The sequence below is a fragment of the Pelobacter seleniigenes DSM 18267 genome, from assembly GCF_000711225.1.
Taxonomy (GTDB): domain Bacteria; phylum Desulfobacterota; class Desulfuromonadia; order Desulfuromonadales; family Geopsychrobacteraceae; genus Seleniibacterium; species Seleniibacterium seleniigenes.
Window position 1 is genome coordinate 754,843 of sequence record NZ_JOMG01000002.1, and the last position, 14,149, is coordinate 768,991.

The window sequence follows — 14,149 nt, forward strand, 5'->3', positions numbered from 1 at the left end:
GCAGGTTGTTGAACCGTCACCTCCAAGCGCAGCTGCCCCCGAACCAGATCTTCAAGTTTCAACCGAGCCTCCTCCCGTGGCAGCGCTTGAACCGGCAGTACCCGAACCAACGCTCAGCAAAACCTGGCCACCGGGGTTCGGTTTTACCAACAGCGCAGCAGAGGCGTTTGCCGACCTGGCAGCACTCTGGGGCCTGTCGTATCCAACCGATGACACATCCCCGTGCGACTTCGCCCTGGCTGCCGGCCTCAGGTGTTATGATCGCCAGGAGAGCATTGTCAGCTTGCGGGAGCTGAATCGCCCGGCCATCCTGACTCTTTATGATGACCAGGGGACCGCTTTCTACGCCCTGCTGGTTCAACTGGATGAGGACCGGGGCAAATTCATGGCTGCCAAGCAGCAACGGGAATTGGATATCGCGGCGTTGGAAACCCGCTGGTTCGGCGAATACCGTATCCTCTGGCAGCCCCCGGAAAAATATTCCGGAATTGTTTATCCGGGCGCTCAAGACGCGGTGGTTCCGTGGCTGGCGCAGTCCCTGGTCACCCTCGGGCTGTATCCGGCAAACGCTCAGGGTGAAACCCTGGAAGGACAATTGTTGGGCACATTGAAACGCTTTCAGTTTTCGGTCGGACTGACTCCGGATGGTGTGTTGGGACCGAAAACCATTATTCACCTCAATCGCGCCATCGAATCACCCGGCCCGCGGCTGTTTCAGAGTGAGGCGAACTGATGTCTTTTATCCTTGACGCGCTTAAAAAATCTGAGGAGAGCCGTACGGACGAAACGGTTGCGGGTATCGGCAAACACCTGCTGGCCCCACAGCGCAAAGCACGCAGGAAATCGGCATTCTGGCCATTGCTGGTGCTGATGGCATTGGTTTTTATGGGCCTGGGCTGGTGGCTCGGACAGCCGGCCGAACAATCCCCAGTGATTCGGGCCCTGGAGACCCAAAGCCGGTTGAACAATCCCTTGCCGGCACCGCTGGCGTCCAGCCGGAGGCCCGTTGAGCAAGCAGTCCGGGAAAAGCCAAATTCCGCAGATGCTAACAACGCTCGGGCCGAAAGCGCTATGCCCCAACGGCAAACCGAAGTCCAGCCACCGGTTCACAACGTGCCTCCTGCGCCCAGGGCGCCGATTCCAAAACGCCTGTTAAGCCAGGAAGCCCCAGCTCCCGCCGTAGCGACGCCTGAGAACAGCCTGCCCCCCGGCAATCAAACTCAGGCCGAACCTCCGGCAGCCAACCGGAGCATTCCTCTGCTGGAGAACCTGCCGCCCTCGCTCCGCGGCCAGATTCCTTCTTTGAACATGTCGCTGCACTTTTATAGTTCGGACGCATCCCGGCGGATGATTCGTGTTAACGGATTGATTCTGCGCGAGGGAGAAGCCCTGGCAGACCATCTTCTGGTGCAGGAGATCAGAGAGAAATCGGTCATTTTTCGCTTCCGCGATACGTTGTTCAAACTCAAGGCACCTGGAGACTGATACGCATGGAAAATGGCCGGCAGCATGCCGGACCGAGCAGGGGCAGCAAGCCAAGCCGGCAGAAAATAAAAAATCGGTTTGCTTGATCGAAGCAGGGTAAGCGATTATGATGACGAACCGAAAACGATGGCAGGGGCAGAACATCAAACGAATTTCGGAAACCGATAATTGTAAAGAATTTGCCGCACTGCGCTGAAGGTATGGACCGGGCATGCTTACGCTTTATCAAAAATATCACACCTATCTCAACCTGCTGTTACTGACCCTGCTGGGCCTGGCCTGCGGCATTTTCAGCGGTTCTCTGCTGGAAGCTTATATGGACCCGCTGCCGGTCATTGAGACCGCAACCGTAAAAGCCGACCGGGAAGAAGCCCAGCAGATGAGCGTTGCGGATCTTAACAGTATCCTGCGCCACAATATCTTCGACCCGGCCAGTCGGACCACCTCAGCGACCCTGGACCTGAGTCAGGAGACAGAGAGTGGACAAGAGGACGCGGCCACCGCACGCCAGCAAGTTGCAAGCAAAAATATGACCCTGTTCGGTACGGTTGTCGCCGGTGCGGATTCCCTGGCGCTGATTGGTATCGATAAGGATCTGGATGTGTACCACCTGCAGGACCTCCTGCCGGGTGGCGGCACCATTGAAGAGATCGCCCGCAATATCGTTAAAATCCGCAACGCGGACCAGTCACTGACGATTCTCCAGAGCATTGAGGACAAGAAGGCCGACCGCCCCGGCGCAGCAGGCAATGCCGAGAACGCGAGTGCTGCCAGCGATGCAAATTCGGGCATCCATCAGATCGACGAGGGGCACTGGGTGGTACCCCGCGAAACCGCGGAAAACACCCGGGCCAATCTGGGCACGGAATTGCGCCTGGCACAGATGCAGCCACGCATGACCGACGGGAAAACGGACGGTTTCATGATCCGTCGACTCCGCCGCAACTCGATCCTCAATAAGCTCGGACTGCAACGCGGGGACGTGGTCCTCAATGTCAACGGCATGTCGCTGAACAGCCCAGAAGCGGCACTACAGATCTTTCAGCAGTTGCGTGAGGCACGGCAAATTACCGTCGGCGTCGAACGCAAGGGCGAAGCAATGACTTTTTCGTATGAACTTGATTAGGAGGCCTCTCAAGTGAATTTCATAAAATTGAGCCACACCCTGACTTTGCTTGCCTTGCTGACGCTGCTGGCGTACCCGCCGTTGCTCAGACCGGCCTATTCGGCCCCGGCCGATAAGGAACGGATCACTCTTGATTTTAAAGACGTCGAACTGACCGACCTGATCAACACCGTCAGTGAACTGACCGGCAAAAATTTTCTCTATGATGAGAGCGTCAGAGGAAAAGTCACCATCGTCTCCCCGGAAACCATGACCCTTGATGAAACCTATCAACTGTTTCTGACCGTGTTGAATGTCAAGGGCTACACCATTGTTCCTTCGGGCAAAGTGAATAAAATTGTCTCCACCAAAACGGCCCGCCAGGAAGGGTTGCCGGTCTACAGCAACGGCCGCAGCAATTCCAGTGATCAGTTCATCACCCGCATGGTCCGGCTGGAATACCTGGATGTCGATACCGTCGCCACCGCGGTTTTGGCGCCGCTCATGCCGGCAACCGGTAACATCATCACCTATGCGCCGACCAACACCCTGATCCTGACCGAAACCGCAGCGACCATTGATCGCATGGTCACAATCCTGCAAAAGCTTGACAAACCGGATTCCTCCGGTGACTTGGAAGTCATCCCGCTGAAATACGCCAATGCCGAAGAAGTGGCAAAAATCGCCCAGGATATCCTGGAAGAACAGGCCACGGCCACGCGTCGGCGCAGCAACCAGAAGATCTCCACCACCCAGGAAAATGGCAGCAAGATCCTCCCTTACCCTCGCACCAATTCGTTAATCGTGGTCTCTAATGCTGAGGACCTGGCGAAAATCAAAAATCTGGTCGCCCTGCTCGACAAGGAGGTCGGCGAAGAGGAAGCGGATATCAACGTTTATTACCTGGAGAACGCCGATGCCGAAACCCTGGCGGCAACCCTTAACGAAATCCTGACCGGGGTCAAGGCTGCCCAGACTCAAAAGGATACCACCAAAACGCCGGCGACCAGCAACAGTTCATCGGCCATTTCATCCCAGCCGGTCACGATTACGGCGGACAAACCGACCAATTCCCTGATCATCAATGCCCAGCAAAAGGATTATGCGGCCATCAAAAACATCATCCGCAAGCTCGACATCAAGCGCAAACAGGTCTATGTCGAAGCGCTGATTCTGGAACTGTCCATGGATGCGACCAAGGCACTGGGCACCTCGCTGACCGGGGCGATCGATGTCGGCAGTGACAGCGCCATTTTTGCCGGCACCGGGAGTAACACCACCCTGGGGAATTTGACCTCTTCGGAAGGCCTGCTCAGTCAAAGCGTAAACGGCATTCTGCTCGGTGGTTTGTTCAACACCATCACCGTGACCGGCCCGGACGGAACAGCGATGACAGTACCTGCCATTTCAGCCCTGATCAATCTGTCCAAAACGACTGACGACGTGAATATTCTCTCTGCACCACGCCTGCTGACCTCCGACAACGAGGAGGCGGAAATCATCGTCGGAGACAACGTTCCCATTGTTACTGAAAAACTGACCGATACCACCTCGACCAACGTGACGGTCTCTGTCGAACGGCAGGATGCAGCTCTGACCCTGAGATTTACTCCTCAGGTTATCGAAGATAATCTGGTGCGCCTGAACATTTATCAGGAAGTGACCGGCGTCAAGGAGGATTCACAATCGGATACCAACGGCCCGACCCTGACCAAACGGGTGATCCGCAATACGGTCCTGGCCCAGAGCAGAAAAACGATTATTCTTGGCGGATTGATCAATAACCAGGTCACCAAGAACGAAACCAAGGTTCCGTTGCTCGGCGATATTCCGGTCATCGGCTGGCTGTTCAAAAGCAAATCGACCACGTCACAAAAGAAGAATCTGCTGGTCTTCATTACCCCGACCATTGTTAAAGATGCCGATGATGTCGCGGAAATCACCGAGCAGAACAGAGCCAAAGCCGCAGAGTTGTTGACCGAAGAGCAGCGCAAAACGTTGCCGAATGACTTCAATCAGGAGGCGATCCAAAATAACACCCCCAAAGCACCCCAAGCCGATGGGGATGCGAAATAAAGCTATGACGAAATGGCGCCTATTAGGAGAGATCCTCCACGCAGATTTTGCCGTTGCCCAGACTGACATCGACGCCGCGCTGCAGGAACAACGCCAGGAAGGGTTGCGGCTGGGGGAAATGCTGCTCAAGAAAAAATCCATCTCAGTGGAAACCCTGGCCCGGGCTCTGGCCGCCCAGCAGAATCTTGAGTTTTTCCAGACCCTCCCCGAGCAGACCGCCCTGGAGGATCTGGTCGCACAGATTCCCATCGGCTTTGCCAAGGAGAAAAAATTCTATCCGATCAAACGGGTTGAAGATTGCCTGCTGGTGGCCATGGCCGACCCCCTCGACTCCTCCTTGTTGAACGACCTGGCCACCTTAACCGGAACGATTGCCGAGCCCTGCGTGGCGACGGCCGAGGAAATTCTCCGTGCCATCAATCGCAGTTACGAAAAAACCGCTGGCGGGACCTCCGATGTCATTGAAGAAATCGAAGGGGATCGCGGCTCGGATCTGATCCATAACCTCGAGCCCGAGGATCTGCTCGATACCTCGGATGAGGCTCCAATCATCCGCTTTGTCAACAGCCTGATCACCCAGGGTTATAAAGAACGTGCCAGCGATATTCACATCGAACCCTTTGAAAAAGAATTACAGGTTCGTTACCGCATCGACGGCATCCTTTACGATGTCCATCAGCCGCCGCTCAAAGCTCACGCCGGGATCGTGTCGCGGATCAAGATCATGTCCCAGCTGAACATCGCGGAAAAACGCCTGCCCCAGGACGGACGATTCAGGGTCAGGGTCGCCGGCAGCGATATTGACGTGCGGGTCTCGACCTTGCCGACCGCCTTTGGTGAACGGGTGGTGTTACGTTTGCTCGATAAAACTTCCAATGTGCTGAGTCTGGAAGAAGTTGGTCTGAAAGATGACCTGCTGCAGCAGGTTATTGGCATGATCGGCAAATCCCACGGCGTCTTTCTGGTCACCGGCCCCACCGGCTCGGGCAAGACGACCACACTGTACTCCGCCCTGACCCGGCTCAATCAACGCGAAAAAAATATTATCACCGTTGAAGACCCCATCGAGTATCAGCTGGCGGGAGTCGGCCAGATTCAGGTTAATGCCAAGATCAACCTGACCTTTGCCAACGGACTCAGATCCATCCTGCGCCAAGATCCGGATATCATCATGGTCGGCGAGATTCGTGACCAGGAAACCGCTGAAATCGTTATCCAGTCGGCCCTCACCGGCCACATGGTTTTTTCCACCCTGCATACCAACGACGCCGCCGGGGCGCTGACCCGGCTGGTCGAAATGGGCATCGAGCCATTTTTGGCAGCGTCCAGTGTCGTCGGCATCATGGCCCAGCGGCTGGTACGGCGAATCTGCCCGCACTGCCGTGAAGAATACCAACCACCGCGGGAACTTCTCAGGGAGCTTGGTGCCGAAGGGCTGCCAGCCAATTCGGTCTTTTTCAAGGGCCGCGGTTGTGACAGGTGCATGAATATCGGATATTGGGGACGAACCGGAATTTATGAGCTGCTTCCCATCGACGACCAGGTCAGAGATCTGTTGCTGAAGAACAAGGACGCGGCCACGATTCGTAAAGCAGCCATGCAAAACGGCATGCAGCCATTGCGTGCGGCCGGCCTGGCCAAGGCCCTGCAAGGCGAAACATCCCTTGAAGAAGTCCTGCGCGTTACCCAAGAGGAGGTCTGATTTTGCCTCTGTTTGAGTATTCCGGCCTCGACGCTCAGGGACGCAAGGTCAGTGGGAAAATTGACGGCACCGGCCGCAAAGCGGTCATGCAGAAACTCAGCCAGCAGGGCGTTTTCCTGACCGATCTGAAAGAGATGGCGGCAGCCTCGTCAAGCGGCGGAATAAGGCGCCTGAGTCTGCGACGGAAAATTTCTCCCGTTGAGTTGGCGGCGGCAACCCGGCAACTCGGAACCCTGCTCGGGGCAGGCATCCCCCTCGACGAGGTCCTGGCCACGGTTGCCGATCAGACCGATCAGTCAGCCCTGAGCAGCACATTCATGAGCATTCGGGAAAAGGTTCTCCAGGGCTCTCCTTTTTTCGAAGCCATCGGCGAACATAGCGGGGTCTTTCCGGACCTGTTTATCAACATGATTCAGGTCGGAGAAAACAGCGGCACTTTGGATCAGGTTCTGAACCGCCTGGCCGATTTTCTGGATGAACAGGCGCGCATCAGATCGCGTATTCAGGCCGCCATGGCTTACCCCATCCTGATGACCGTGGTGGGAACCGGCGTGTTGATTTTCCTGTTTATTTTCGTCGTTCCCAAAATCACCGGCATGTTAACCGAAATGGGCCAGGCGCTCCCCTGGCCGACCCAGATGCTGATCACCCTCAGTTCGACCCTGGCCAATTGGTGGTGGTTGCTGCTCATCGGCGTCGCGCTGGCTCTGGCCGGGCTGCGCCGCTATCGGAACACTGCGGCAGGACGGCTGAAAATGGACCGCTTAAGCCTGAAAATTCCGCTCTACGGACGCCTCAACCTGTTTATAGCCACCGCCCGTTTTTCCAGAACCCTGGGAACGCTGCTGCAAAGTGGCGTCCCCTTGCTCAAAGCCCTGGATATCACCCGGACCCTGTTGAACAATAGGGTCCTGCGCGAAGCGGTGGAAACCGCCCGCAAAGAGGTCCAGGAAGGCGGATCACTGGCGCGAAGTTTGAAAAATTCAGCGGCTTTCCCCCCCATGCTCGCCCAGATTTCCGCAGCCGGGGAAAAGAGCGGCCAACTGGAGCCGATGCTCTTTCGCCTGGCCGATACCTATGAGCATCAAACCGATTTATCCATCACCGGCCTGCTGTCTCTGCTTGAACCGATCATGATCCTGGTGATGGGGACGGTGGTCGGATTTGTCGTTCTGGCAATTCTGCTACCGATTTTCGAAGCCAGCCAAGGCTTCTGAGCATTATTTTCAATGAGAAGAACATCAAGGAGTCAGTCAACATGAAAAAAGCGTATACCAACAACCGGGGATTTACCCTGATAGAGATTATGGTTGTCGTCGTCATTCTGGGCATTCTGGCCGCCATCGTCGTCCCCAAGCTCCTGGATCGGCCGGATCAGGCCAAAGTGACCAAGGCCAAGGTCGATATGAAGGGGCTCGAAGAGGCGCTTGGCATGTTCAAACTGGATAACGGCTTTTATCCGTCGACCGACCAGGGTCTTCAAGCGCTGGTGACTATTCCGGATACCGGTCGTATCCCGCAGAAATATGCCGATGGGGGCTACCTCAAAAAGGTTCCTCTTGACCCCTGGAACAACAGTTACGTCTATCTGTCGCCCGGCCTGCACAGTAAGAATTTCGACCTGATTTCCTACGGTGCTGACGGTGAGCCGGGAGGAGAAGGCTATGATGCCGACATCAACAGCTGGGAGCTGGACTGATCCATCTCACTCCAGCGGGCGGCGAGCCACAGGGTCCGCCGGTTTCACCCTGATCGAACTGGCGATTGTCGTGCTGCTGATCAGCCTGTTTACGGTGATCAGCGTCCCGCTGTTTTCACAAATCGGCAAAGGCGACTTGCGCGGTTCGGCCCGCAGGTTGGCTGGGGCCATGAAGTATCTTTACAACGAAGCGGCATTGTCCGGACAGGAACATCGCCTGGTTTTCAACTTCGCAGAGCACAGCTACCGCGCGGAAATTCTGGAAACGGACGGAACCCTCGGCGAGTTGGACGATTCGACCGGCAACGCAACACTGAAAGACGGAGTCAGCTTTAGCGATATTTCCTTGCCCGGCCGGGGAACCTTTAGCTCCGGAGAGGTGACGGTGCGCATTCACCCGACGGGCTGGTTGGAAGAGACCATCATTCATCTGCAGGATTCAAACAAGAACGCATTGACCCTGCGCGTGAACCCGTTGACCGGCAGCAGTGAAATATTCGCCGGCTACCGGGACTTCCAGGTGAATTGAGACTTGCCCAGCCGGAGTTTCACGACAGGAGATTGCACAACAACTTGGAAACGCATTCGGACACAGGGATTTTCATGACGAAAATCACTCGCGCACAAACCGCAACACCCACAGGCTCGGCCGGCTTCACCCTGCTCGAGATCATGATCGCCCTGGCCATCATCAGTATCGCGCTGACGGCCCTGCTCAGCCTGGGGAACCGCAGCATCGCCGTTCATGAGCGTTTGCAGCGCATGACCCAGGCCACGCTGCTGGCCCAATACAAGATCAGTGAAATTGAAGTTTCTGCCGGGAATGCCTTCCAGCAGGATAAGGAAACCGGCGTATTTGACAAACCCAACGAAGCCTACAAGTGGCGGGTGGATTATTCAGATACCCCCTTGCCATCCATCAAAATGGTCAGCGTCACGGTCAGTTGGGGTGAAGAAGACAGCAATGAAGCGGTCACCATTGACTCTTTCATCTTTTAAATATCGCCCGGGGCGCCAGTCACAGCAGGGCTTCACCTTGATCGAAGTCCTGGTTGCGGTCACCATTATCGCGATAACGATTGCCACGGTTTACGGCGTCTTTTCATCGGTCAGTACGGCCAAGAACAAACTCGACGCTGCCAGTGAAATTTATCAGAGCGCCCGGGTTGTTTTCGACCGCTTCGGTCGTGAACTGCATGGTGCCTATTTAAGCAGCTCCAACCGGGACAGTATTTTCCAAGGGGGCAAGACTGCGGACGGCGAACTCTACCTGGAGCTGAGCACAACCACAGCGTCACCGTTGAGCAGCCAGGGCAAAGGGTTTGCCCTGATAAGATATACCCTGGTTGAGGACACGGAAGCCGAAGACGGCAGCAAAGTCATTTTGCGCACCGAGCAGCCCCTGTTTCAGAGAGAATCCGACAGCACACCCACGGCAATGCGCCTGGTGAAGGGGATTCGCCTGATGACCTTGCGTTATTATGCGGATGCCGGCTGGCATGACAGTTGGGACTCGAAGACCAGCGGAATGCCCGAAATTGTCGAAATGGAAATCCGCTTTCAGGACGGAGAGAACGCCGACATCCCGTTTCTATCGGCGTTCACGATTCCGGAAAAGAGTCAGTAATGGCAGTGCTGCGTAACAATCAAAACGGCATGGCTCTGCTGCTGGTCCTGGTGATTATTACCCTGCTGACCTCGTTATTGATGGAATTGTCCTATTCAACCCTGGTCGATCAGCGGCTGACTGAGACCTTTCGCGACAGTACCAAGGCCTATTACCTAGCAAAGGGGGGGATTGCTGCCGGCCGGATGTTGCTGAAGGCGGATAAAAACGATTATGATTCCACCGACGAACTCTGGCACACGGGGATCATCAGTTACCCGGTTGGACAAGGAGCGGTCTCGGTGGCCATCACCGATCTTGACGGAAAGCTGGCCATCAACGAACTGGTTAATGGGAACAACCCGCAAACCGTGGTCGTTGACCGCTTCTATCGCCTCTTCTCGTCACTTGAAATCGAGCATTTGGCTAATCCGGCAGAATTGGTCGCAGCCCTGATCGACTGGCTTGACAGTGGTAGCCAAAATTACCAGTTGATCCAGACTGACAACCTCGATATTCCGGTGTCAGGGGCCGAGAACGATTATTATCAGGGTCTTGCAAACGGCTATTCGTGTAAAAACGGACCGCTGGAATCCATGGATGAACTGCTGCTGATCAAAGGATTTTCCCAGGAAGTGGTGAATATCGTCGCCCCTTACCTGACGGTGAACGGCAGTAATAAGATCAATATCAATACCGCCAGCGACAAAGTCTTGCTGTCGTTAAGTTCACAGCTTGATGAACAGACGATCGAGGTCATTCTGGAGCGTCGCCAGGACGGCCCCATTGAAAAAATGACCGAGTTGGAAAGTCTGCTGACCGATGAGGCCTACAGCATATTGAAGAGCCTGGCCAACCAGGACCTGTTGGGAACCGAGAGCCGCTATTATCGAATTGACTCGGAAGCCATGGTCAACGACGGCCGGCAACGGCTGGTTGCAGAAGTCGACAAGAAAAACAACCAACTTCTTTTTATCAGAGTGGAATAGACACTATGGCAAAACGTTTTTTCGGCCTTGACATCAGTCCCCGCTGCACCTACCTGGCGGTACTCGACTACGACCGGGGAGAGTTGAGCAAAATCCAGCTGCTGGAGAGCCATCGTCAGGACCTGTCGGCGCAGCTGGCCGAGTTGACCGAAAATCTTGACGGCGACTTCAAAATAGGCGATCGCCTGGCCGCCGCGCTGCCGGCAAAATCCGCCTATGTGAGGGAATTGAAATTCCCGTTCAGCGAAACCAAAAAGATCCTCGCGGCCCTGCCCTTTACCCTCAGTGCCCAGATTCCCGTCGCCATTGAAGACTGTGCGACAGCCGCGCTTCCCAACATGGTGAAAGCCGAGGAACAGACCCTGGTCACTGCGGCGGCGGTGCCGAAGCGGATCGTCCAGGAGATCCTCACCCAGACCGAAGATTTTGGGATGCCCCTGCATACCCTTGATCTGCAACCCTATGCGCTGCTCTATGGGCTGGAAGAACAAATCACCGACGGCATTCTGGTCGCTGCAACCAGTCAGGAAACAACCATCTCCCGGCTCAGCCAGGGGTCACTGGCCGAGTACCGCCTGCTGCCGGAAAAACTGAGCAAAAAAAATGCCCCCCGCGCCGTGCGGGAAGTCCAGGCGCTGGTCTCCAAGGCGACTGACCAGAGCAAGCACATTTATTTGATCGGCGATTCGCTTGCCGAAGAATTCACCGACCTGTTGCTGGAGCAGGAGCTCATCGTCAAGGAGCTGACCATGACTCTGGCCGGCCAGACGATTCCTGCGGCCTATCTCCCGGCAACGGCATTGGCTTTCCGGGCAGGGGCCGGCAAAAGTAAAAAATCCTTTAACTTCCGCCAGGGAGCATTCGCCCTGAAAGGGGAGTGGCAGAAGCTGAAAAGGGCCCTCTGGGCCACCGCGGCGCTGGCCCTCCTGACAGTCGCAGTCATTGGCGCCGCCGCCGGCTTGAAATATCGGATCAAGCTGAACGAAGCCGACCAGTTGCAACGGGAAATCGTCAATATCTATCGGCAGACTTTCCCCAACGCCAATACCATTGTCGATGTCCCCCTGCAGATGCAGAGCGCCATCAACGACCTGCGCGAAAAAAGCAGTCTGGTCGGCGGAACTCAACCCCAGGCCCTGGAGGTCCTGAAAACGGTTTCGGACATGGTGGAAAACGTGGCTCTTGAAGTCCAGGAATTCAACTATACGCCCACAGAAGCCAGAGTTTCCGGTAGCACCACCTCCTTTGAAGCCGTCAACCAGATCACTGAACAACTGACCGCTTCCCCGCTCTTCACCCAGGTACAGGTTGCAGATGCCCAAATGGCCCTCAAAGGGAATAAAATCAACTTTCGCCTGATATTGACACTTGCCAAGGAAGGTGCAGGATCATGATCAACCGGATTGCGCAACTGGAGCGGCGGGAAAAAATCCTGTTGCTGGTCGGAGCTGTTTTTATCGTTGTGGTTGTGCTCATCTACGGTGTCTACGACCCCTACCGCAACGCTCTGAGCCGGGCTCAACGCTCTATTGCCACCAAATATCAACAAATCGATCAGGTCAGGGCGTTGCAGGCAGAGTATCTGGCCCTGCAAGGGCAGATGAACCGTGCCGAAAGCAAGCTGGTCAAGCGCAGCGGTGTTTCCGCACTGGCCATGGTTGAAGATATCGCCTCACGCATCGGCAGTCGCGAAAACTTGAGCTACATTCGCCCGCAGCCGGCCCAAACCCAGGGTGAAATCCATATTGAAAACCTGGATGTCAAACTGGAGCGTTTGTCCTTGCAGCAGGTGCTGCAGTTGCTCTGGGGAGTCGAGTCTGCCCAGACCCAGATGCAGATCAAAAATCTGCGGCTCAAGCAAAGATTCGACAACCCGGCTCAAACAGATCTCACCATGACCGTATCCGTATTCAGGAAGAATCGATGAAGAAACTGGGCTCTCCCATCAAATTCCATTGGCTGAAATTATTTTCCATTGGCCTGATTCTGTTTATTTTCGGTCTGCTGATCGGTCTTGCCGTCTCATTTCCAAGCGGAATCCTCGAAAAACGCCTGGCCAGGGAAATCGAAAAACAGGGGCAGGTTGCCATTGACGACGGGAGCATCAGCCTTGGCTTGCTGAAAGTCAAAGGCACCGGCGTGGTGGTGCGGTCGCAGAAGGATCTCTGGCCTCCGGTCGAAATCAGCTCGTTTGACCTGACTCCGTTATGGCTGTCGCTGTTTTCCGGCAATCCCGGCCTGCATCTGGACAGCCGGCTGCTGGACGGCCAACTGCAGGCCGATCTGTATCGGAACGGCAGCCTGCAGGCCAGTGCTGATGGACTGAAGCTGGACTTTCCACTCCAAAACGGCTGGAACATGAAAGTGTCGGGAGTGCTCTCCGCGGCTCATGTCGAAGGGACGGTTCCGTTGGATCAGACCTCCCCCAGCCGCATTGATCTGACCCTGGCCAATGTCAATGTTGCCGAAACCGGTAAAACCACCGCGATGCTCAAACTGGGCACAATCACCCTGAAAGCGAGCGGCCGCGGGCAGAATTTCAGAATTGAGACATTGAGTGCCGCAGGGGGGGATTTTGCGGTCAGCGGCCGTGGCAACCTGCGCGTCGGTTCCAGTCCAGCCAAAAGCATGCTCAGTCTGCGCCTCGAAATAGACCCACAACCGGGAGTTGATCCGGCGCTGGTCGAACTTTTAAAACTGGCCGCTCACGAACGGTCCGGTGGCGGGTATGAACTGCGGGTCAGTGGGAATATGGCAAGACCGACCGTCAACTGACCCCGCATCCACAGTGTGACTGCCGCTCAGCGCAGCCCGGAAATATAGTCCAGATAATCCTGGCGACCTTGTTCAAAGCGCAGAAACCTGACCCCCATACCGGCTTTATTGGCCAGACGAACCAGATTAGGGGGAACTTTCTTGGCCCAGCGCACCTGCCCCTCGGCCAGGACCCGGGTCTGATCAGGCAGGTGAATTTCCAACCGCACCCTGCACCCGGGAGCCTCCGGTTGCCCGGTGATCAGGAATAACCCATCTAAAGAGGTGTCTCCGGTAAAGGCCATCCGTTTAACTTCATCGATGCCGAATCGGACTTTCAAGCGCTTCCGCTTGCGTTCCTGGCCACGCTGTTCAGCCATCAGGGTGGTCTCCTTTCTGACACCGGCTTGTCAAAGTCTTCCCCTGCCCTGCAAATCGTTATTCGCCCCGATGGGAAAGACCACAATTTATTGAAAGAACGATAACCTCTGTCCCGGTCGTCATCCCGGAAGCGTCGTTTACCAATTTGTTACAAATCATAACATTTCTTTGCTGCGGAAGATGCCTTTTTAGCAGCTCCTCACCCATCTCGACAGAATTCAAGCTGGACGCGTTTGTAAAATCAGCCCTGCCGATCCTATCATAGCGAAGGCGATCCAGCCCTGAGGTCTCTCGGTGGATTGGCACGATTCTGCTTGAGAGCAGCGTTGCCGCACAAGGAGAATATCCCGAA

General features: G+C 55.6%; 14 protein-coding genes. 13 read left to right on the forward strand and 1 reads right to left on the reverse strand.

Going from position 1 to position 14,149, the window contains the following annotated elements; all coding sequences use genetic code 11:
• Positions 1-732 precede the first annotated feature (732 nt).
• From N909_RS0106110 to gspN, 13 genes are all read left to right on the forward strand, one after another.
• Positions 733-1,485, forward strand: a complete 753-nt coding sequence (locus N909_RS0106110; protein WP_029912951.1) for a general secretion pathway protein GspB — start codon at positions 733-735, stop codon at positions 1,483-1,485.
• Positions 1,486-1,696: 211 nt separating this feature from the next.
• Entirely contained in the window at positions 1,697-2,611 is a 915-nt protein-coding gene (gene gspC / locus N909_RS0106115; protein ID WP_029912954.1) for a type II secretion system protein GspC, read from the forward strand.
• A 12-nt stretch (positions 2,612-2,623) separates the two neighbouring features.
• On the forward strand, positions 2,624-4,666 hold the full coding sequence (gene gspD, locus N909_RS0106120; RefSeq protein ID WP_029912957.1) for a type II secretion system secretin GspD: 2,043 nt from the start codon (positions 2,624-2,626) through the stop codon (positions 4,664-4,666).
• Between the two features lie 4 nt (positions 4,667-4,670).
• Positions 4,671-6,368 (forward strand): type II secretion system ATPase GspE, encoded by a 1,698-nt coding sequence (gene gspE / locus N909_RS0106125; RefSeq protein ID WP_029912960.1) that lies wholly within the window; start codon positions 4,671-4,673, stop codon positions 6,366-6,368.
• A gap of 2 nt (positions 6,369-6,370) precedes the next feature.
• Entirely contained in the window at positions 6,371-7,585 is a 1,215-nt protein-coding gene (gene gspF, locus N909_RS0106130; protein ID WP_029912962.1) for a type II secretion system inner membrane protein GspF, read from the forward strand.
• A 41-nt stretch (positions 7,586-7,626) separates the two neighbouring features.
• A complete protein-coding gene (gene gspG, locus N909_RS0106135; protein WP_029912964.1) occupies positions 7,627-8,067 on the forward strand; it encodes a type II secretion system major pseudopilin GspG in 441 nt (146 codons plus the stop codon).
• Entirely contained in the window at positions 8,033-8,596 is a 564-nt protein-coding gene (locus tag N909_RS0106140) for a prepilin-type N-terminal cleavage/methylation domain-containing protein (protein WP_029912967.1), read from the forward strand. Before gspG ends, N909_RS0106140 begins: the two co-directional genes overlap by 35 nt.
• A gap of 74 nt (positions 8,597-8,670) precedes the next feature.
• Positions 8,671-9,066, forward strand: coding sequence for a type II secretion system minor pseudopilin GspI (gene gspI / locus N909_RS0106145; protein WP_155005879.1), 396 nt, complete (start codon positions 8,671-8,673; stop codon positions 9,064-9,066).
• Entirely contained in the window at positions 9,032-9,694 is a 663-nt protein-coding gene (locus tag N909_RS0106150) for a type II secretion system protein GspJ (RefSeq protein WP_155005880.1), read from the forward strand. The genes gspI and N909_RS0106150 overlap by 35 nt, the downstream gene beginning before the upstream one ends.
• On the forward strand, positions 9,694-10,662 hold the full coding sequence (gspK, locus tag N909_RS0106155) for a type II secretion system minor pseudopilin GspK (protein WP_029912975.1): 969 nt from the start codon (positions 9,694-9,696) through the stop codon (positions 10,660-10,662). The genes N909_RS0106150 and gspK overlap by 1 nt, the downstream gene beginning before the upstream one ends.
• 5 nt (positions 10,663-10,667) lie before the next feature.
• Positions 10,668-12,056, forward strand: coding sequence for a type II secretion system protein GspL (gene gspL / locus N909_RS0106160; RefSeq protein WP_029912978.1), 1,389 nt, complete (start codon positions 10,668-10,670; stop codon positions 12,054-12,056).
• Entirely contained in the window at positions 12,053-12,589 is a 537-nt protein-coding gene (gene gspM, locus N909_RS0106165) for a type II secretion system protein GspM (RefSeq protein WP_029912981.1), read from the forward strand. The genes gspL and gspM overlap by 4 nt, the downstream gene beginning before the upstream one ends.
• The gene (gspN, locus tag N909_RS0106170) at positions 12,586-13,437 is read left to right on the forward strand and encodes a type II secretion system protein GspN (RefSeq protein WP_029912984.1); all 852 of its coding nucleotides are present in this window, start codon (positions 12,586-12,588) and stop codon (positions 13,435-13,437) included. The genes gspM and gspN overlap by 4 nt, the downstream gene beginning before the upstream one ends.
• Before the next feature lie 26 nt (positions 13,438-13,463).
• On the opposite strand, the gene N909_RS0106175 is transcribed toward gspN, so the two are convergent.
• A complete protein-coding gene (locus N909_RS0106175) occupies positions 13,464-13,796 on the reverse strand; it encodes a PilZ domain-containing protein (RefSeq protein WP_029912987.1) in 333 nt (110 codons plus the stop codon).
• Between the last annotated feature and the right edge of the window lie 353 nt (positions 13,797-14,149).